Origin of the sequence: Mycolicibacterium austroafricanum (assembly GCF_902705885.1) — a bacterium.
GTDB classification, from domain to species: domain Bacteria; phylum Actinomycetota; class Actinomycetes; order Mycobacteriales; family Mycobacteriaceae; genus Mycobacterium; species Mycobacterium vanbaalenii_A.
Map to the genome: position 1 here is coordinate 1 of NZ_CACSIP010000037.1, position 20,003 is coordinate 20,003.

Here is a 20,003-nt window from a genome sequence, read left to right on the forward strand (position 1 = left end):
TGTATCGTGTGCATCGGCAGATGTGTANNNCAGCCCNCNGCCCCGGCACCGCCCGCAACTGCTCAGGAGNCCCAGCCGTGAGAAACAACATTCGCGGCGCACTGGTGAGCTTTGGAATCTTTGCCGTGGTGTGCCTTGCAGCAACCTTTGCGGTCATGATGGTGTTCGCATCGTTGCGTTTCCACAGCGAGGTTAGGTACCGAGCCGAGTTCACCAACGTAACGGGCCTCGAGGAAGGCGACTTCGTTCGCATCGCCGGTGTCGAGGTCGGCAAGGTGAAAAGCATTTCCGTCACCCCCGAGGCGACGGCCATGGTGGAGTTCTCCACTGACCAATCGGTGGTGCTGACCGAAGGGACGCGCGCGGGCATTCGATGGGAGAACCTGCTCGGCGATCGATACATGTCACTCGGGGAGGGGGCTGGCGGCCTCGCCAAACTATCGGTTGGAGAGATGATTCCAACCGATCGCACCGAGCCCTCACTCGACCTCGACACCTTGCTGGGTGGCTTCCGCCCACTGTTCAGGGCGCTCGACCCCGACCAGGTCAACGCGCTGTCGGCGCAGTTGATCCAGGCGTTGCAGGGTGAAGGCACCACCATAAGCTCCTTCCTGGCTCAAGCCGCAACGGCGACGAGCACGCTCGCTGACCGTGACGAGCTAATCGGTGAACTGATCACGAACCTCAACACCGTGCTTTCATCCCTCAACGAGCAGAGCGGTCAATTCGGCAAAGCAGTGGACTCGATCGCACAGGTGGTTGAGACTCTCGCAGATCGCCGAGGTGACGTCACCAATGCGATCGCGTACTCCGACGAGGCCGCCGGCAGTATCGCCGATCTTCTTGCGCAGGCTCGACCGCCGCTTAAGGAGGCTGTCGCGCAATCAGACCGAGCCACTTCGATCATCGTCGCCGACCATGAGTACTTCGACGACTTGTTGAACACGCTGCCCGAGACCTACAAGATCCTGAGCAGGCAGGGCATGTACGGGGACTTCTTCAGCTTCTATTTGTGCGACGCGGTTTTGAAACTCAATGGCAAAGGTGGGCAGCCCGTCTACGTCAAAGTGGCCGGCCAGAACACCGGAAGGTGTGCACCTAAGTGAAGTCCTTCGCAGAACGCAATCCAATCAAGATCGGCGCCTTCGGTGTCGGCACCTGCGCGATAATTGCCGTGACGGCCTTGCAATACGACAAGATTCCGCTCATCCAGGGCGAGCGGTCGCACAGCGCCTACTTCAGCGAGGCCGGAGGCCTTCAAACAGGAGCGGCCGTTCAAGTGGCTGGCTTCAAATCTGGCAAGGTCTCCGATATCAAGCTCGAAGGTGCGCAGGTTCTGATCACCTTCGATCTCGATGAAGACGTGCACCTGGGGGACCGCACCGAGGCGGCCATCAAGACGAAGAGCCTTCTCGGCGCGAAGGTGCTTGAGATCATGCCCCGCGGGGACGGCGACCTGTCCGGACCGATACCTGCAGACCGCACGACACCGCCCTATCAACTTCCCGATGCACTCGGCGACTTGTCCAGGACGGTGCAGAACCTCGACACGACCGGTGTTTCGGATGCGCTTGCGACAGTATCGGAGACGTTCAAGGACACCCCCCCGCAACTGAAGGCCGCAGTGGACGGCCTGAGTCGGTTCTCTCAGGTGCTCGCCGAACGCGACGACGAACTGCGAAGTCTGCTGGCCAATGCGAACAAGGCCACCACGGTGCTCGCGGAACGCACCGACAAGGTCGTCGCGCTGATCAACGACACGAACAATCTACTGGCGGCGCTACGGGAGCAGAGCAACAGCCTGGATCAACTCTCCGGGAACATTTCCGCTCTTGCGCAGCAGGTTTCGGAGTTCGTTGCCGACAACAAGACCACCTTGCGCCCGGCGCTGGACAAGCTGAACGCCGTGTTGACCATCGTGGACAACCGTCGGGCCGGTCTGCAGCAGTCCATCAAGTACCTGAACTCCTATGCGATGTCGCTCGGAGAATCGGTGGCCTCGGGACCCTTTTTCAAGGCCTATATTGCCAACCTCCTGCCGGGGCAATTCGTGCAACCCTTCATCGATGCGGCGTTCTCCGATCTGGGTGTCGACCCCAACGTGTTGTTGCCGTCGGAGCGGACCGACCCAGAGGTCGGTCAGGCGGCGACGCCACCACTTCCGGTGCCGTTTCCCCGCACCGGGCAAGGCGGTGAGCCGAGACGGAACCTGCCCGACGCCATCACCGGAAATCCCGGTGACCTGGGGTGCGGGCCGCCAGGGGTACCGCTGCCGGGTCCCACGGGGTGCTACCCGTACCGCGACCCGGCCCCCGCACCCACGCCCGGCGGCCCTCCGCCTGGCCCGCCGGCGGAGCCAGTTGGTCCGCAACCTTCGCCGGAGCCGACACCTGCCCCGATCTATTCACATGATCCCCATGATCCCGCGCCGGCTTCCGGCACCACGCCCGCAGAGGAGTACCCGTGACCACCCCCCGCGGTACACGCATCGCAATCGCCGCGACCCTCATCGTGGCGTTGGCCGCCGCGAGTGTCCTTGTCCTGCAGGGGCATATCGGTGTCGCGCGGACCCACATCGAGGCCTACTTCGCCAATAGCAACGGCCTATTCGTCGGGGATGATGTGCGGATTCTCGGTGTGCGAGTCGGCGAGATCGATTCGATCGAAGCGCAACCCGACAAAGTCAAGATCGCGTTCTGGGTCGACAACGAGTTCAAGGTCCCTGCTGGCGCGAGTGCGGCGGTTCTGTCTCCGGCGCTCGTCACGGCGCGTGCCATCCAGTTGACACCGGCCTACACCTCGGGGCCGGCGATGACCGATGGTGCAGTGATCCCGCAGGATCGCACCGTTGTGCCTATGGAATGGGACGACCTGCGTGAGCAGTTGGAGAAGCTCACCGACACACTGCAGCCCACCGAGCCTGGCGGTGTCAGCACGCTGGGTGCATTCATCAACACTTCGGCGGGAAACCTGCGTGGTGAAGGCCAGAATATTCACGAGATGGTCGTTCAGCTGGCTCAAGCCTTCTCAGCGTTGGGCGATCACAGCGGCGACTTGTTCTCCACCATCAAGAACCTCTCGGTGCTGGTGAGTGCACTGCGCAACAGCACCGATCTAATGGTCGCGCTCAACCGCAATCTGGCCGCGGTCACGTCGCTGCTCGCCGATGACCCGGACGAGGTCGGACGTGCGATTAGCGACCTGAACGGCGCGGTCACTGAGGTACAGGGCTTCCTCGCAGACAATCGCGAAGCGGTGGGTGTTACCACCGACCGACTGGCATCGGTCACGACTGCTGTGTCCGACAGTCTCGGCGACATCAAGCAGACGCTGCACGTGGCTCCGAACGCCTTTCAGAATTTCCTGAATATCTACCAACCCGCCGCCGGCGCGAAGACGGGCGCGCTCGTGCTCAATAACTTTGCCAATCCGATTTCCTTCCTGTGTGGCGCAATTCAGGCGGCGTCGCGTCAGGGCGCCGAGCAGTCGGCGCGGCTGTGCGCTCAATACCTGGCGCCCATCATCAAGAACCGTCAGTACAACTTCCTGCCGGTCGGACTGAATCCCATTGTGGGAACTCAAGCTCGACCGAACGAAGTGACCTACAGCGAGGACTGGATGCGTCCCGATTTCGTTCCACCCGCGCCGCCGCAGACGCCGCCCCCGGCGCAGGCACCACCTACTGGGAGTCCCGCCATGACGGAGCCGCTGCTGCCCGCTGAAGCCGCACCGACTCCACCGACTCCGGTTTCCAATGACCCCGCTGCCGGCCTGCCCGGCCTGATGATTCCCGGAGGTACGCAGCCGTGACGCGGCATACCGGGTTGAGCGTCCTCACATTCTGTGTGATGGTCACGGCGTCCGGGTGTGGATGGCAGGGCTTGAACTCCCTGCCTCTACCCGGCACCGAGGGCGGCGGCAACGGGGCCTTTACCATCCAGGCCCAGATGCCGGATGTGGCTTACATCCAAGAGAATTCCCGCGTGCGTGTCGGTGACGTCAATGTGGGGACGGTGACCAATATCGAGCGCCAGGGATGGCACGCGCTGGTCACGATGCGCCTCAACGGCGATGTTGTTGTGCCAGCCAACGCGTCCGTGCGCATCGGCCAGACCAGCCTGCTGGGTTCATTGCACGTCGAGCTCACCCCGCCGGCCGACGTGCCGGCGGAGGGTCGTCTGCACGAAGGGTCGCTGATACCACTGAGCTCCGCTGGATACTTTCCCACCACTGAACAGACGCTCTCCGCGTTGTCCTTGTTGCTCAACGGGGGTGGCGTGGGCCAGATCCAGGACATCACACGCGAACTCAGCGTCGCCTTCGCGGGACGGGAAGACGACCTGCGCAGCTTGATCGAACAGCTCGACACCTTCGTCACGCGTATCAACGACCAGACGGAGGACATCATCGCGGCGAACGAGAGCGTCAACGCCCTCGTGCGGCAGTTCGCCGAGGACGAGCCCGTCCTGGATCGAGCTTTCCGGACGATCCCCGATGCGCTCGCCGTCGTAGCCGAGCAGCGGGGGAATCTCGTCACTGCGCTCGACTCATTCGGCAAGTTCAGCGCCCTGGCGGCGGACATTTCGAACCAGACCAAGGAGTCGTTGGTTCAGGAGCTCAAGGACCTCGCACCGGTGCTGAAGTCGCTTGCTGACGCTGGACCCGCCCTCACGCGCTCTCTGGGCTATCTGAGTACCTACCCGTGGCCTAAGGGGACGATTGCGAACTGGATCCGCGGCGACTACGCCAACCTCACCGCGATCATAGACCTCACCTTGAGCCGGATCGATTCGGGCTTTTTCACCGGTACCCGCTGGGAGGGCGATCTGACCGAACTGGAGATCCAGTGGGGGCGCACCATCGGGCAGATGCCGAGTCCGTACACCGCCGCGAATCCGCTGACGGCGCCGTACCACTTCGATCAGGGACGCTGACATGCACCTGACTCGCAAGATCAAGTGGCAGTTGGCTTTGGTGGCGATGATCACCGCGATGACGGGTTTCATCGTTGTCACGAACATCATCAGGCTTCCCGAATTGTTGTTGGGCATCGGGCATTACACGGTCACGGTGGAACTGGACAAGACCGGTGGTCTGTATCCGGACGGGAACGTGACGTATCGCGGAACGGAGGTCGGCCGAATCAAGTCTGTCGGACTGACCGATAACGGCGCCGAGGCTGTGCTGTCGCTGGATTCAGATGTGTCGATCCCTTCGGACCTCGTCGCGGAAGTGCACAGTCAGTCGGCGATCGGTGAGCAGTACATCGCGCTGCTGCCGCGAAACGGAACAGCGGCGCCGCTGAAGGACGGCGACGTCATCGCCGTCGCGGACACGACGGTGCCGCCTGACATCAACTCGCTGCTCGACGCGAGCAATCGCGGTCTCGAGGCGATTCCGCGACACGATTTGCAGACCGTCGTCGACGAGAGCTACGCGGCTTTTGGTGGCCTCGGTCCCGATTTGGCGAGACTGGTCCGGGGCAGCACGACGCTGTCGATCGATGCGGCGAAAAACCTTGAGGCACTCACTGGCCTGATCGACAACGCGAAACCGGTTTTGGACACTCAGGCCGAGAGTACCGACGCGATCAAGGCGTGGGCCCAGAGCCTCGCCGAGGTATCTGGACAGGTCCGTGACGCGGACAACTCGCTGTCTGGGTTGCTCAGTCACGGCCCAGGAGCTGCCGAACAGGCTCGCCAGCTCATGCAGCGGCTCAAACCGACGCTGCCTGTTCTGCTGGCAAATCTCGTCAGCGTGGGCGACGTCGCGGTGGCGTATCAACCTGCCATCGAGCAGCTACTGGTGTTGTTGCCGGCTGGAACCGCCGCCGATTCCGCCGGCGTGGTCGCGAACATGAACACCAAGCAGGACTACCGGGGTACTTATCTGGACTTCAACCTGAACCTGAATCTGCCGCGGCCCTGCACTACGGGATTCCTGCCCGCGCAGCAGATGCGGACCCCGAACTTTCAGGACTCACCCGACCGCATCGCCGGCGACCTGTACTGCCGGATCCCCCAGGATTCACCCGTGGCTGTGCGCGGAGCACGCAACTATCCCTGCCTGAGGTTCCCGGGCAAGCGCGCACCGACGGTTGAGATGTGCGAAAGCAACGAGCAGTTCGTTCCTCTCAACCAGGGAACCGCTTGGAAGGGCGATCCGAACGCGACGTACACCGATCAGGGCATTCCTCAGATGGCTCCGGGTGAGGCGCCGGCCGCTGCAGCGGTGCCGGCGCCGCCTCCGCCGAGTTCACCACCGGCCCCAATAGCGGTCGCCACGTATGACCCCGCTACCGGTACCTATGTCGGGGCCGACGGCCGGGTGTACACACAATCCGACCTAGCTCAGCAACCGAAGGAACAGACGTGGCAGTCGATGCTGATACCGAACAACCCGTAGGCCAACTCGCCGAGGTCGCCGAAGAACCGATCTTGAAATCCGCGACGACGGTTCGGCTGGCCGCCGTCGCCCTGACGGCGGCGGCTATTGCGCTCGCCGCTCTGGCGAGCTACTTAGTCCATCAGATTGATGTCGAGCGCAACGCGCAACACGTCGACGAGATGTTCGTACAAGTCGGACGCCAGGCAGCGACGAATCTTTCCACGATTGACTACAACTCGGTCGACGGCGACGTTCAACGCATTCTCGACTCTTCGACCGGCACCTTCTACGACGATTTCAGCGTGCGAGCCGACGCGTTTCGCGATGCCGTCCGAAAGGCTAGGTCTACCAGCGAGGGGACCGTGACAGCCGCTGGGCTCGAATCCGTCGACGGTGATCACGCACAGGTCGTCGTTGCGGTACAGGTCAAGACCACCGTCGCGGGCGCCGAGGATCCTCAGCCGCGCGCATGGCGAATGCGGGTGACAGTACAGAGAATCGGGGATACCGCCAAGGTGGGGAACGTGGAATTTGTTGCCTGACAGTGTTTTTCTTAACTAGCTTGCACGCTCAGAGTGAAAGGCGAAGCCGTGGTGGTTAGTCAGGGCGAGGACCTCGTGGATGAGGTCGACATCACGTCGAGCGCGGCCGACGACGCGACCGTGGACGCTTCCCCGAAGGGAAGATGCGCGGGGGCGCGGATCCTAGTGTTCGGGCTGTTACCGACGCTGGTTCTGCTGCTGAGTCTGGTATGCGGATTCTTGAAATGGCAAGTGGGCGAGGCTGACGCCGCGGGTAGCGCGAGGGCAGCCGCAGTGCAGGCGGCCGCCGACGGTGGTGTTGCTCTGCTGTCGTACAAGCCAGACACGGTGGACAACGATCTGAATGCCGCACGTGATCGATTGACCGGCGACTTCCGTAACAGCTACGACACGCTGATCCGCGACGTGGTGATACCGGGTGCGAGGGAGCAGCGCATTGCCTCGATTGCCAATGTGGTCGCCCGCGGTGCTGAACTAGTGAGTTCGACCCATGCGCAGGTGTTGCTGTTCATCAATCAGACGGTGACCGTCGGCGATAGTGCACCCACCAGCACCGCATCGAGCGTCAAAGTCTCACTTGACCGGATGGGCGGTCGATGGCTGATCTCGGCTTTCGACCCCGTCTAGAGTGCACCCACCATGGAGGACCAATGCGACTGACTCAAAGCCCCGGGCACTACCTGCCGGTGGTGATCGGTGTGTTGACGCTGAGCTCCAGTGTGGCTGCCGCTCCCGCGGCGGCGGATAACAAGCGGTTGAACCAAAGCGTGGTCGCGAATGTCTACACCATCCAGCGGCAGCATGGCTGTAGCACCGATATCAAAGTCAATCCCCAGCTGAGGTTAGCCGCGCAGTGGCATACGAATGATGTGCTGACAAATCGGGCCCTCGCCGGCGATCTGGGCTCTGACGGATCGACTGCCCAAAGCCGCGCGGAAGCAGCCGGGTTCCGCGGAATCGCCGCGCTGACGGTGGCCATCAATCCCGCCTTGGCAATCAGCGGCATCGAGATCCTGAATCAGTGGTACTACAGGCCCGAGTACATGGCGATCATGTCGGACTGCGCGAATAGTCAGATCGGAGTGTGGTCGGAGAACAGCCTCGACCGCTCGGTCGTCGTTGCGGTCTACGGCAAGCCGGCGTAGCTCAACGTCCGCAGCATCGACCCAACTGGGAGCGCTAACGTCTTCGGCTGCGCTGCTGCCGGCGGCTCCGCGCCACGCATTGCATCCGGAACTGCCTCAGTCTGTGGCAGGAGGCTTCGGTCGAGAACCTGCCGCCTCGCTGCGCGCGCCAACGCGCCCATATTGCGCTCGCAATACAATCAGTTGGCGATCAACAGACTTGAATTCTAGGCGTCTCCAGCGGACTGACGCATCGCCTTCAGTGCCGCACGCAATTGCGCCACGTCCTTGGCGGTGCTGCCCGTCATCCCGAAGTCGATGGCAGTGAGTGCGCGCGTCGCGTTGTTGGCCGTCTCTCGCCCGAGTTCGGTGATGGTGACACACGTGGCGCGCCGGTCCGTGGGGTGCGGACTTCTGGCCAACATGTACCGCTGTTCCAAACGATCCGTCGCCAAGGTGGCCGTCGTAGCGTGGACGAGGAGGTTCCGCGCCAGGCTGGAGATCAGCCGGGTGCCGGTTTCGGAAAGCTGAAGGGTCATGAGGAGTAGGTAGTCCGTCATGTTCAATCCGTGGGCCTTAAGTTCCGTGTCCACGGCATCGGTGACTATCCGCTGGTACCGCAGCAGGGACGTCATGGCCAGAAAGCGATGCTCGTCGCCGTCGAGTTCCTGCTGTTCCCAGTAGTGCTTCGCCCAGTCCACCGGATCAGTAATGGTGTCAGGCGCTTTCGGCGCAACCGCCACGACGGCCCTCCCTGCTTGGTTGTCTAGTGCCCAAAAGTTTACCTCGCAACTTCCTAGATCGTCACGCTTGCAGCTGTCAGGTCCTATTTAATCGCATTCTCATCTAATGAGTACTTGACTTTTTAGTACCGGGCCTCTTTCCTTGTATGTGGCTCAGGTCACTATGAATGAAGGACGAGCAATGACACTCACCGGATCGGCACCAGCGCCGGTGAGCGGCGCCACCCAGGGGCGTGCTGAAGCTCGTCCTCAATCGCGACCCCTTGAAGCTCGACTACAAGCCGACCGAGGACGCAGAGTTTGTACGTGTCCGAGGACAGAACCCAGCCCTACGGTCACTCAGCGGACCGCCGTCCTGCCGCTAGAAGGAGAACGACCCTGAACACCACCGTGACAGACCCGATCCGCGGCACTTCGGAGCCTGATCGGTACTGGACGACGACCAACCTCGGCGAGGCGTGTCCTGACGTGATGTCGCCGATGTGCTGGAGCGTCTGGGAGGAGTCCGCCGAGTTGGGCTGGCTGTATTCGATGTACGCGCTCGGAGTCATCCCGAAACGGCGAGTCACCGTGTCACCCGACGTCAACGACCGCGGCCTGTCGTGCTTCTACGGGAGACAGGCTCTCAATGTCGATGCCATCAGGCGCATCATGGCCGACCTGCCCGGAGTGGACGGCGACGACTTCGAGCGCGACCTGATGGGCAGTGTCCGCCCGGATGCGCCGCAGTACAAGGGATCGCTGACGCGGGTGCCCGCGCTACTCGTGCGCGCACCGTATGCGTTGCTGCGCACGGGTAAGCGGTTGCGTGATCGCCACGACGTGATCTACAAGAAGTGGACGGCGACGGTCTTCGGGCCGCCGGGCGCACTGCGCGATCAGCCGATCGACCGCCTGGTCGCGGGACGAGAGGCCTTCAAGCAGATCTTCAAGGTGCACTGCGTTGTCCGCTTCATCTTCCAAGGCGGGCAGAGCGCGGTGACCGGTGTGGCGGAGAAAGCGGGCGGCCAGGCTCTCGCTGTTGAATTGCTCTCCGGTGTAGGCGATGTCAACGAAACGCGGATGGCAGACGATCTCTGGCGGCTCGGGCAGGGGCAACTCACCGAAGAATTGTTCATGCGGAGCTGGGGCTATCACGGCCCCAACGAAGGTAACCCATTCACCACGGTGTGGCGGGAGAACCCCGCTCCGATTCGAGCGCTAGCGGCTGCGACGGCGCAGCGCGGCGAACGTCCATCTGATCGTGCCGCGCAGGCGCAAGCGGCAGGACTGCGGGCCGAGCAGCGGTTGCTCGCCGCGACACCGGCTGTGCAGCGACCCGCGGTGAGGTGGCTGGTGGCGCGCATGCGAAACATCGTCAGGACCCTCCAGATCGGTAAAGCCGGCTATCTGATGGCCTTGGACTTGACGCGCCACGCTGCCCGTGAGGTCGGAGCGCAATTGGTCGAGAACGGTGTGCTCCACAGCGTCGACGACGTGTTCATGTTCACCATCGAAGAATGCCAGGCGCTCGTACGGGGTGCAGTGCCCAATCCGCGCGAGATCGTCGAGGTCCGTCGGGCCAATCGCGCCGAGTACAAGGCGATGGTGTTGCCGCTGGCGTTCACCGGTATGCCGATCCCCGTTGAGCGGGAGTCCGAGCAGTCCGGGGTCGGTATCGAGTTCAGCGGTGCCGCCAGCGGTGGTGCCGCCGTCGAGGGACGGGCGCGACTGGTGCTCGATCCCGCTGAGGACGTTGAGCTCGAGGAGGGTGACATCCTGGTGTGTCGTTTCACCGATCCCAGCTGGGCGCCGCTGATGACGCTCGCCGAGGCGTTGGTGATCGACATCGGCGGATCCGCAAGCCACGGCGCGGTTGTCGCGCGAGAGTTGGGGATTCCCTATGTGATCGGCACGGAAAAGGGCACCCGCACTGTGCACGAGGGCGATCGAATTCTGGTCGACGGCGGCAACAATCTGGTGCGGGTGCTGCATCGGGCTGCCGACACTGCGGAGCGGCCAGCTGCGGTCTAAGTCAACGCCGCGCTACTTACCTGGCGGGGGAGAGAGTTGACGTGTGCCCGACGGGCCCGCGGGTCCAGTCACAGCAACGCACCACCGGATACCTCGATGCGTTCACGGCGCATCAAGCGACGAACTCCTCCGGATTCCGCAGCCGACCAGCCGTGTGTCCATCGTCCCTTCCGGCCGGGCTCAGACTCGCTGCCCGGGGGTCAATGGGCGCTCTGGGCCGCGCGAAGGTAGTTGATCGTGGCCTCGCTCAATCCACCGTCGACGTAGAGCACTTGGCCTGTCACGTAGCGGGAATCGCTGCTCAGGAAGAAGGGCACCGCATCCGCGATGTCGTCGGGGGCTGCACGTCGTCCGGCGGGGACGAGGGCGTTGAAACGCGCCTCCCGCTCGACATCGGTCGACACCGTCGCCGTACCCTCGGTGCGTACTCCACCGGGGGCGATCGCGTTCACCCGTATTCCGCGGTTCGCGAGCTCCACTGCACACAACTTGGTCAGCGATACCACCGCGGACTTCGACGGCGAGTACGCCGCAGTGCCAGGGGTGACCAACTTGGCGGCGATCGACGCGATGTTCACGATGGCTGCGCCGGCGGCCTCGGTGAGTAACGGTAGCAACGCCTGGGTCATGATCAACGGGCCCAATACGTTGACGTCCATCACCTTTCGGAACTGGGCGGGGTCCACATCGGCGATCGGCGCAGGCGGAAAGATCCCCGCGTTGTTCACCAGCGCATCTACCCGGAACAACGTCGACGCGAACGCGACCGCGGCGTCCTTGTCGGTGACGTCGAGTTGGGCCGACGTTCCAGCCACCGCCTGAGCGGTCTGTTCGGCCAGCTCGCCGTCGAGATCAACTGCAACGACGTGAAATCCATCGCTGGCCAGTCTCCTGGCGATGGCAGCACCGATACCACGCCCGGCGCCGGTCACTACTGCTGTCCGTCCGTGCGTCGTCATCGTGTCGCACCCACTTTCTTGGTTAGAGGCGAGAGCTCAGCGGCAGAGATCGCGAGGAGCCGTCGGAGCTCGCGCTTGTCCACCTTGCCAACGGCCGTGTGCGGCAAGCTTTGAATGAGATATATCAATCTGGGAAGCTTGTACCCGGCCAACAGCGTTCGGGCGAAATCGACGAGATCGGCGTACGAAGGTTGTCGATCGGCCGCCGGAACGACCAGAGCGACCAACTGTTCGCCCATCTCGTCGTGAGGAACACCGACGCAGGCGATGTCGGCGATATCAGGGTGCCGTAGCAGGGCCTGCTCGACCTCGGCCGGGTAGATGTTCACACCTCCCGATACCACCATGTCGGATAACCGGTCGGTGATCCAGACGTACCCGTCCTCGTCCATGCGACCGATCTCGCCGAGAGTGAAATCGGATCCGCTACCGGCGCCGGACAGGTAGTTGACGCCGTGCCCCGTCGTATCGCGGAACCACAGCGGCCCTTCGGTGTTCGGTGGTAGCGGGAGGCCGTCATCGCCGCGGATGTACGCGGCGAATGGTGCGACCGCGCGACCGACGGACCCTGGCCTCTGCAGCCACTCCTCGGCGCTGATGATGCACGTGGTGCCGACCTCACTTGCGCCGTAACTCTCCCAGACGATGGGTCCCAGCCAGTCGATCATCGCCTGCTTCACGGCGACCGGGCACTTCGCGCCGACCTGAAGCACGTACCGCAACGATGAGGTGTCCGTCGCACTGCGGTGTTCTTCGGGAGCGGCCAACAGACGCTGAAAGTGCGTGGGCACCATGATGGTCGAGCCGATCCGGTCGCGTTCGATCGCGGCCAGAATCTCGTCGACATCGAATTTTTTCACCACGGTCACGGGGACGCCGGCCGCGAACAGTCTCGTGCCGCTCAGTGGACCCGAGTGATACATGGGACCGACGATGAGATGGCGACCGTAGTCGACCATGCGGTTGCGCGCCAAGCCAGCCAGATGGGCGGCGATGTCTTCGCCGCCGACCCAGGAGGTCAGGGGTAGTTCCACTCCTTTGGGCCGACCCGTGGTGCCCGAGGTGTAGACCACGGTGCGCCTCGGCGTCACATCCGTGCGGGGCTCGGTGAGGTCATCGGCCCAGTCCGACCACCTGGTCACTCGTCCCGGTACCGAACCCTCACCCCAACAGATGACGGCGTCGATGCTTGAGAGTTCGGCGGCCTCCGCCGCGACGTGCGCGGTGGCGGTGTCGCAGAACACCAGCGCGGCGCCGGAATCACGGAGGATGTAGGCGGTTTCGGACGCTGTGAGGTGCGAGTTCACTGCAACCGCCGATGCGCCCGCGAGGGTGCAGGCGACGTACGCCAGGAGCGTGTCGACGGAGTTGCCCGCGAGTACGGCCACGCGCTTCCGCTCGCCAAGGTCCGCCTTTTGCAATGCGCGAGTGGTGCGGCGGAGATGGTCGTCGGCTTCAGCCCAGCTCAGTGATCGCGTCCGGTCGCGGACGGCGATCTCGGTGCGACGTTCGCGCGCGATCTGAGCCGCGAATGTCATTGCCTCACCCGGTTGGTCGCATCCTTGGCCCATTCGCGGAGGGTCTGAGCGGCGTCGCGCTCGGGGCTGTGTGAGTCGGCGAGCGGTAGCACGCCGTCGAAGATCTCACCACTCGTACCGTCTACCGTAACCGTGCGTCCCAGCAGGTCGGTCAACGTGCCCTGGCCGCAGCCGACCACGCACGGCTTGCCCAGCTCCCGGCTGACCACCGCTGCGTGGCTCGTCGAACCGCCGATCTCGGTGATGACGGCTACGGCCACCACCATGCCGCTGACATCGTCAGGATCAGTCGTCGGTCGGGCCAACACCACGTCCACCCCGTCGTCGCTGAAATCCTCGGCTTCCTCGCAGTCGCCGACCACCCTGCCGGTCGCCACGCCGGGACACGCAGGCAGCCCCGCGGCCAGAATCGTTGCATCCAGCTTGGCGACGGGGTCCACATGCGGTGCAGTTGCGGCCATGAGCTGCGACGGTGTCACCATCGCCACGGCTTCGGCGCGGTCGATCACGCCCTCCTCCGCTAGCCGCACGGCGATGCGCACGGCGGCTTGTGGGGATCGCTTGGCGGCTCGGGTCTGCAGCAGCCATAGCTTGCCTGCTTCCACGGTGAACTCGATGTCCTGTGCGTTGCGTCCGTACTGCTCGAGAGTTGTTGCAGCGCTGAGAAGTTGGTTGTGAACGTCGGGGAGTTGGCGCTCCAGCTCGGTGAGGCGCAGTGCGTCGAACCGTCCCGACACCACATCCTCGCCCTGTCCACGCGGCAGCCACTCGCCGTACGGATCGGGCTCCCCCGTCAGGGGATTGCGGGTGAACAGCACGCCCGTACCCGACGCATCGTCGAAGTTGCCGAACACCATGGCCTGCACAGTGACCGCGGTGCCGCCCTCGTGGCTGATGCCGTGGTGGGTGCGGTACGACTTCGCTCGGGACGAGTCCCACGAGGCGAACACCGCCTCGGCGGCGAGAGCCAGGTCCTTCCACGGGTCGCCTGTGGGGGGCGCTCCGACCACGCGTTCGAACTGCTCCGCGAAACGGCGATGGGTGTCCGCTGCAAACGCCGGGTCCCCGGTGAGTTCGGCCAACCGATTCTCGACCGTGTCAGTGATACCGAGGTTGAGCACCGTGTCCATCATTCCGGGCATACTGATCGCTCCACCCGATCGGACCGACACCAGCAGCGGGCGCCGCGCATCGCCCAGCCGGCGCTGTGTGTCCCGCTCGAGCCGGTGCAGGCCGTCACGGAGTGATGCCAGCGCGTCGTCGGTGAGTTTCCCGTCGTTGGCGTTGACCGAGGGGCAGTACTGCGTGGATAACACGAACGCCGGTGGCACTGGCATCCCGAGGGAGAGCATCCTGTTGATGCTGCGGGCCTTTCCTCCCACGAGGGCGGGATCGAGGTCGGCGGCATCTCCCAGCCAGATCAGGGTCATTGCGTCAGCTTTCTTCAAACGGCGCGGCCGGCGGCCGCCTCTTGCTCTCGGCTCAGGCCGAGCAGGCCGATGAGCTCCTCGTGGAACTCGAACCAAACGGTGTGATAGCTGTCGGTGATGGGGCGCGCTACAAAGCTGACGTCACCGGCTTGAATTCGGTTGAGCGCGTTCGTGAAACGCGCCTGAAAGGTGTGGAGTCTCGGCGCCATGTCGGCGATTCGCGCAACCAAACCCTGAAAGCCTGAGTCGAGCGTCGCAAGACGATCCAAGACCGCTTGGTCGTACTGCTCGTCGGCGTGGGCGTTCGGTTCGCCGTCTCTGAGCTGCCAGTCACTGATGATCTGCTTGAGGTCGGTGTTGTGGTGGTCGAACTCGTCATAGAGGACCGTGAGAGCCTTTTTATCAACCTTGGCTCGTTCCGCCTCGACGAGCTCGGCAAGGCGTTGTCGGCCCTCGGGTGTCAGCCGCACCGAGGGCTCACCTTTGACCAGGCCGGCATCTCGCAAGGCCGACAAGGTCTCCGTCGCGTTGGCGAGGTCGACACCGGCGGACGCCGCGGCGAGTTCGGGCGAAAGCCGCCCTTTCAATCGAGCGGCCTGCAGAACGGCGAGTTCAGTAGTCACGTCGGTTTCCTTCAGTTGGCACGCTGCGCAACATTAATCTAGTGTCCGATGATTCAGTAGTAGACTAAAGTAGTCTACTTGAGAGACGGGTCACAACTCTAGTGAGGATGTGGACGGGTGCACCTGACCTTGATGCGCCACGGCGAACCCATACGTGGCGATCTCGATGCGCTGGATCCCGGCCTGGCCGACGGCGGCTGGGCGCAGGCTCGACGAACCGCCCCATTCGTCCTCGCAAGAGGCGTCGATCGCCTGTACTGCAGCCCGCAGCGGCGCGCCCGCGAAACGGCACAGGTCATCGGCGATGCCCTCGGCCTTGCGCCGATCGAGAACGACGGCCTCGTGGAGTTCGATCACGGCACGCCGTACGTGCACTACGACGACGGGCAGGCGTCCGTGTGGCGGCACTACGACGCGGGTGACCTCTCGCCGTGGGGCCTGACAGCGGAGGCGTTCCATGCCCGCATCCGGAACACAATCGACCGACTGGCGCAGCACCATCCCGGCGAACGCGTGCTCGCGGTCTGCCACGGCGGGGTGATCAATGCCTGGACTTGCCAGGTACTCGGAACACCGGAACGCATCCAGGTCATGGACCCGTCGTACGCGTCACTGCACCGATATGACCTCGACGGCGGCCGGTGGCGACTGCAGAGTCTCAACGAGACGGCTCCGGTCGATCTCGACAGATAAATAGTTCAGTAATAGAGTATCTGCGTTGGGGTACGCGTCTGAAGGAGCACCGTGGAGTTGGCTGTCGTGAGCATCGACGGGCGTCGGGTTCCGCCGCGCCGTGAAATGGAGGGCGTCACGGACAGGTTGGCCGCACGGCGTTGCGCGGAGGCGGTGTCGATCGAGTCGAACTCTCGCGAAGCACATCTGGTCGCCGACCGACTCGGCATCAAGGCCTGCACCGTGCCCGTGATCGACTTCGACAGCCTCATCCGCAATCGGGCGGGGACGAACGTGGCGGTGCTCTGCGACGCCGGCTCGGTGCGCGAATTGGTGGCTGACGTGTTGGACGTGCCCGAGAGGGCCCTACCACTCCCGCGACAGCTTTCGTTGACCATTGTCCGGGCCAGCCGCTCGGGCGCGCGCAGCGTGCTGTGCCTCAACGACACCATGCACCTAACCACCGGCGATCGCACGCCGGCCACTGTGGAAGGAATGTGACTCGATGACCGACTTCGAGGTGATCGTCATCGGATCGGGAGCTGCGGGACTGTGTGCGGCGGTGACCGCCGTCGAGGCCGGCGCGGCTTCGGTTCTGGTCGTGGACGCCGAAGCCGTTGTCGGCGGATCCAGCCGCCTGTCGGGTGGCGTGATCATGGGCAGCGGAAGCTCGTTGCAGCGCGCCGCCGGAATCGAGGACAATCCCGTGGACCTCGTCCACGAGTACCTGTCCCTGAACGGCTGGGACGTGGCCAGGGGACCGGTCGAACGTTGGGCGCTGCGCACCGGAGAGACCATCGACTGGCTCGCCGCTCACGACGTGCCCTTCTTCGATCGACTCATCTTCGGCGGCGACGAGCGCAAGGCGCGTTCGCACTGTGTCGACGGCGGTGGCCAAGCCTTGATCGGCGCACTGCAGTCCGCCGCCCGGTCCGCAGGCGTCGAGTTCGCACTCGGCCAGCGGGTCGAGCGGCTCGTGCAGGGCGACCACGGCGGCGTGGTTGGTGTCCAGGCAGGACTGGAGACGCTGACGGCGGCGGCCGTCATCGTCGCCACGGGTGGGTTCGGCGCGAACGACGACCTGCTCGCGAAGTACTTCCCCTCAGCGTACGAACCCGGCTGGAGCTGGTACATCGGCGCGGACTCCTCGCGCGGCGACCACTTCGGCTTCGCCGACGCGATCGGAGCCCAGGTCACCGGCTTCGATCGCGGGCTGCGAACACTTGACCCCGGGCTCGCCCGGCTCAACGAGGCGTTCCTGCCGGGGTGGGCGGTTCTGGTGGGAACGGACGGTCGGCGAATGGTCGACGAGACGGCCCCCTATGGGCTGATGGACCAGGTGCTACGTGCGCACGGGGATCGCGGATACGTGGTCTTCGACGACGCCGCGTTGCGACCGCCTGCCGAGCTCACGAGCCGCTACCGCGATTCCTACAAACAGGTCTGGCCCAACCATCCCCCCTTCCGCACGAAGAACTACAACGCCGACGTCATTGACGCCCATCTCGCGGAGGGCGGTCGGAAGGTGCATCGAGCGGACACCGTCGGGGGGCTCGAGCGGGCGATTGGTATGACGGAGGGCGTGCTGGCCGGCGAGATCGGACGCTACAACGGCTTCGCATCGGCTGGCTCCGACGACGACCACGGCAAAGCCGGCAAGTTCCTGCTGCCGTTGACCACCGCGCCGTACTACGCGGTGGAGGTTCGTGCACTCACCGTGAATCTCACCGCATGTGGCCTCCGCATCGATGACCGAGCGCGGGTCGTCGGCGCCGACGGTCAGCCGATCGCCGGATTGTATGCCGCCGGAGAATGCACGGGCGGAATCATCAAAACCTATATCGGAAGCGGCAATTCACTGGCGAACGCCTGTGGCTTCGGCCGTATCGCCGGTGACGAGGCAGCGCGTAGGTCAACGAACATGCGCCGAAGCCAGGAGGTGCGGACTTGAGCGAGGCAACCGTCGTCGATGCCGAGTCGCTGAGCCGAATGTATTCGCTCATGCTGACCACGGCGTTGGCCGACCAGAAGTCGGTCGCCGAATCCAAAGCTGGGCGGCTGCAGGCAGCCTTCTATCCGGTGCGGGGCATGGAGGCGGTGTGCGCCGCTCTCGGCGAGGTGCTCACCCCTCGCGACCGACTGGTATCGACGTACCGCAATCTCGGTGATGCCCTTGCCAAGGGCACACCGTTGCGCGCCATCATGGCCGAGATGTACGGCCGTCGGGCCGGCCTGTCGAGGGGCAAAGGCGGTCCTATGCACCTGCAGGATCCCGCCATCGGGTTCACGGCGACCACTGGAATCGTCGGTTCTGGCCTCCCTATAGCGGCCGGGTTGGCAATGGCCGCCCAACTCGACGACGCGGGCGGAGCCACGGTCGTGACGTTCGGTGACGGCGCTACGTCTATCGGTGCCTTCCACGAGGCGATGAACTTCGCCGGCCTATGGAAGCTGCCGCTGGTCTTCGTCTGCCAGAACAACCAGTGGGGCGAGCACACGCCCTTGGCGTCGTACGCCGCCAACACCGATTTGGCTGCACGCGCGGCCGCGTATTCCATTCGCGCGCAGAAAGTTGACGGCTTCGATCCGATGGCGGCGCACGCTGCACTCACCGAAGCCGTGGCGCGAGCACGCGCGGCCGACGGTCCGACGTTCCTCGAGTTCATTCACTACCGCCTGACCGGGCACACCGGCACGGCCGACTTCAGCTACGTGCCGGAAGGGGAGCTCAAGAGCGCCATGGAACGCGATCCCGCTCCGACCTTCCGCGCGTGGCTGATAGAACACGGCCACCTCACAGAGGAGCAGGTGGTGAGGATCGAGACGCGTGCCCGCGACGTCGTAGAGGACGCCTTCTCCTACGCCGCGGCGTGCGAGCTGCCCGCGACGTCCGACCTGTACACCGACGTGTTCGCCGATGACACATGGGTGAGGAGTCTGCATCATGACTGAGCGCGCGAACACCGACGAACCGGTTAGCTTCGAGACCATGACGATGGCCGCGGCCCTGAACTCCGGGTTTCACGTCGCGATGGAGGGCAACGACAAGATCGTGGTTCTCGGCGAAGACGTCGCCGACCCGATCGGCGGTGTGTTCAAGACCAGCAAGGGCTTGTCCACGAAATTCGGCGAGCACCGAGTCAGGGCAACGCCGATATCCGAACAGGCGATCGCCGGAGCCGCGGTCGGGCTGGCGCTCGGCGGCTACCGTCCCGTCGCCGAGATCATGTTCTTCGACTTCATCACTCTCGCCATGGATCAGATCGTCAACCACGCCGCGAAGTTCCGGTACATGACGGGTGGCACGACACCGTCCCCCATCGTCGTGACGACGACCATCGGCAGCAGTCACTTCGGCGCACAGCACGCGCAATCGCTGGAGGCGTGGTTCATGCACACGCCGGGGATCAACGTGCTGTACCCCTCGAGCCCGGCGGACGCAAAGGGACTGTTGACGACCGCCCTCGAAGCGCCCGATCCCAGCCTCCTGATACAGCATTCCGGGCTCCTGTACAGCACCAAGGAGGAGGTCCCAGCGGGCAGGCACGCGATACCGTTCGGCAGGGCCCGCACCCTTCGCGCCGGCCACCACGTCACGCTGATCACGTACGGGACGCAGGTGTCGGTATGCCTTCACGCCGCCGAGGCGCTTGCCGAGGTCGGCATCGAGGCCGAGGTCATCGACCTGCGAACCCTCGTCCCGCTGGACTTGGCCGCGATCGAGGCGTCGATCGAGCGCACCCGCCGCGCCGTCGTGGTTCACGAGGCCACCGAGTTCGTCGGGCCCGGTGCGGAGATCGCGGCGCGCCTTAACGAGCGCCTGTTCGGCGAATTGCTCGCTCCCGTGCTTCGGGTCGGTTCGGCGTACACCCCGGTGCCGTTCTCGAAGTCGCTCTCGGGTTATCCGACTGTGGACCGCATCGTCGAAAAGGTCAGGTCGATGATTCCGGATACTTGAAGAGAAACGAGTAG

The 20,003-nt window shown here is 64.1% G+C and carries 19 protein-coding genes; 14 read left to right on the forward strand and 5 right to left on the reverse strand.

Going from position 1 to position 20,003, the window contains the following annotated elements; genetic code table 11:
* The first annotated feature begins 77 nt into the window (after positions 1-77).
* Genes BEMPMBAN_RS22880 through BEMPMBAN_RS22915 form a run of 8 tightly spaced genes read left to right on the forward strand, consistent with a single transcriptional unit; the run spans position 78 to position 8,074 of the window.
* Entirely contained in the window at positions 78-1,106 is a 1,029-nt protein-coding gene (locus BEMPMBAN_RS22880; RefSeq protein WP_234897649.1) for an MCE family protein, read from the forward strand.
* On the forward strand, positions 1,103-2,467 hold the full coding sequence (locus tag BEMPMBAN_RS22885; protein WP_159233560.1) for an MCE family protein: 1,365 nt from the start codon (positions 1,103-1,105) through the stop codon (positions 2,465-2,467). Before BEMPMBAN_RS22880 ends, BEMPMBAN_RS22885 begins: the two co-directional genes overlap by 4 nt.
* Positions 2,464-3,810, forward strand: coding sequence for an MCE family protein (locus BEMPMBAN_RS22890; RefSeq protein WP_159233561.1), 1,347 nt, complete (start codon positions 2,464-2,466; stop codon positions 3,808-3,810). The genes BEMPMBAN_RS22885 and BEMPMBAN_RS22890 overlap by 4 nt, the downstream gene beginning before the upstream one ends.
* A 38-nt stretch (positions 3,811-3,848) precedes the next feature.
* Positions 3,849-4,934 (forward strand): MCE family protein, encoded by a 1,086-nt coding sequence (locus BEMPMBAN_RS22895; protein ID WP_159233562.1) that lies wholly within the window; start codon positions 3,849-3,851, stop codon positions 4,932-4,934.
* A gap of 1 nt (position 4,935) precedes the next feature.
* A complete protein-coding gene (locus tag BEMPMBAN_RS22900) occupies positions 4,936-6,405 on the forward strand; it encodes an MCE family protein (protein ID WP_159233563.1) in 1,470 nt (489 codons plus the stop codon).
* Positions 6,372-6,929, forward strand: a complete 558-nt coding sequence (locus tag BEMPMBAN_RS22905; protein WP_234897650.1) for an Rv1363c family protein — start codon at positions 6,372-6,374, stop codon at positions 6,927-6,929. The genes BEMPMBAN_RS22900 and BEMPMBAN_RS22905 overlap by 34 nt, the downstream gene beginning before the upstream one ends.
* Positions 6,930-6,962: 33 nt before the next feature.
* Positions 6,963-7,556: a hypothetical protein gene (locus tag BEMPMBAN_RS22910; RefSeq protein ID WP_159233564.1), complete on the forward strand. Its 594-nt coding sequence runs from the start codon at positions 6,963-6,965 to the stop codon at positions 7,554-7,556.
* A 23-nt stretch (positions 7,557-7,579) separates the two neighbouring features.
* A complete protein-coding gene (locus BEMPMBAN_RS22915) occupies positions 7,580-8,074 on the forward strand; it encodes a CAP domain-containing protein (protein WP_159233565.1) in 495 nt (164 codons plus the stop codon).
* A 206-nt stretch (positions 8,075-8,280) separates the two neighbouring features.
* On the opposite strand, the gene BEMPMBAN_RS22920 is transcribed toward BEMPMBAN_RS22915, so the two are convergent.
* Positions 8,281-8,796 carry a MarR family winged helix-turn-helix transcriptional regulator gene (locus BEMPMBAN_RS22920; protein WP_159233566.1) on the reverse strand — a complete coding sequence of 172 codons (516 nt, stop codon included), beginning with the start codon at positions 8,794-8,796 and terminating at the stop codon, positions 8,281-8,283.
* A 390-nt stretch (positions 8,797-9,186) separates the two neighbouring features.
* On the opposite strand from BEMPMBAN_RS22920, the gene BEMPMBAN_RS22925 reads away from it, so the two are divergent.
* Positions 9,187-10,809 (forward strand): PEP-utilizing enzyme, encoded by a 1,623-nt coding sequence (locus BEMPMBAN_RS22925; protein ID WP_234897651.1) that lies wholly within the window; start codon positions 9,187-9,189, stop codon positions 10,807-10,809.
* 200 nt (positions 10,810-11,009) lie between these two features.
* Here BEMPMBAN_RS22925 and BEMPMBAN_RS22930 read toward each other — a convergent pair whose 3' ends face one another.
* The 4 genes from BEMPMBAN_RS22930 to BEMPMBAN_RS22945 are packed head-to-tail and all read right to left on the reverse strand — an operon-like array spanning position 11,010 to position 15,359.
* Positions 11,010-11,768 (reverse strand): SDR family NAD(P)-dependent oxidoreductase, encoded by a 759-nt coding sequence (locus BEMPMBAN_RS22930; RefSeq protein WP_159233567.1) that lies wholly within the window; start codon positions 11,766-11,768, stop codon positions 11,010-11,012.
* The gene (locus BEMPMBAN_RS22935) at positions 11,765-13,306 is read right to left on the reverse strand and encodes an AMP-binding protein (RefSeq protein WP_159233568.1); all 1,542 of its coding nucleotides are present in this window, start codon (positions 13,304-13,306) and stop codon (positions 11,765-11,767) included. The genes BEMPMBAN_RS22930 and BEMPMBAN_RS22935 overlap by 4 nt, the downstream gene beginning before the upstream one ends.
* The gene (locus tag BEMPMBAN_RS22940) at positions 13,303-14,736 is read right to left on the reverse strand and encodes a pyruvate, phosphate dikinase (RefSeq protein ID WP_159233569.1); all 1,434 of its coding nucleotides are present in this window, start codon (positions 14,734-14,736) and stop codon (positions 13,303-13,305) included. Before BEMPMBAN_RS22940 ends, BEMPMBAN_RS22935 begins: the two co-directional genes overlap by 4 nt.
* A 14-nt stretch (positions 14,737-14,750) precedes the next feature.
* The gene (locus BEMPMBAN_RS22945; protein ID WP_159233570.1) at positions 14,751-15,359 is read right to left on the reverse strand and encodes a winged helix DNA-binding protein; all 609 of its coding nucleotides are present in this window, start codon (positions 15,357-15,359) and stop codon (positions 14,751-14,753) included.
* Between the two features lie 117 nt (positions 15,360-15,476).
* Here BEMPMBAN_RS22945 and BEMPMBAN_RS22950 point away from each other — a divergent pair, with 117 nt between their 5' ends.
* The 5 genes from BEMPMBAN_RS22950 to BEMPMBAN_RS22970 are packed head-to-tail and all read left to right on the forward strand — an operon-like array spanning position 15,477 to position 19,989.
* The gene (locus BEMPMBAN_RS22950) at positions 15,477-16,052 is read left to right on the forward strand and encodes a histidine phosphatase family protein (RefSeq protein ID WP_159233571.1); all 576 of its coding nucleotides are present in this window, start codon (positions 15,477-15,479) and stop codon (positions 16,050-16,052) included.
* Positions 16,053-16,103: 51 nt separating this feature from the next.
* A complete protein-coding gene (locus tag BEMPMBAN_RS22955) occupies positions 16,104-16,532 on the forward strand; it encodes a hypothetical protein (RefSeq protein ID WP_159233572.1) in 429 nt (142 codons plus the stop codon).
* A 4-nt stretch (positions 16,533-16,536) separates the two neighbouring features.
* Positions 16,537-17,982 (forward strand): FAD-dependent oxidoreductase, encoded by a 1,446-nt coding sequence (locus tag BEMPMBAN_RS22960; RefSeq protein WP_159233573.1) that lies wholly within the window; start codon positions 16,537-16,539, stop codon positions 17,980-17,982.
* A complete protein-coding gene (locus tag BEMPMBAN_RS22965) occupies positions 17,979-18,983 on the forward strand; it encodes a thiamine pyrophosphate-dependent dehydrogenase E1 component subunit alpha (protein ID WP_234897652.1) in 1,005 nt (334 codons plus the stop codon). Before BEMPMBAN_RS22960 ends, BEMPMBAN_RS22965 begins: the two co-directional genes overlap by 4 nt.
* A complete protein-coding gene (locus tag BEMPMBAN_RS22970; protein ID WP_425295004.1) occupies positions 18,976-19,989 on the forward strand; it encodes an alpha-ketoacid dehydrogenase subunit beta in 1,014 nt (337 codons plus the stop codon). The genes BEMPMBAN_RS22965 and BEMPMBAN_RS22970 overlap by 8 nt, the downstream gene beginning before the upstream one ends.
* Positions 19,990-20,003: the final 14 nt, after the last annotated feature.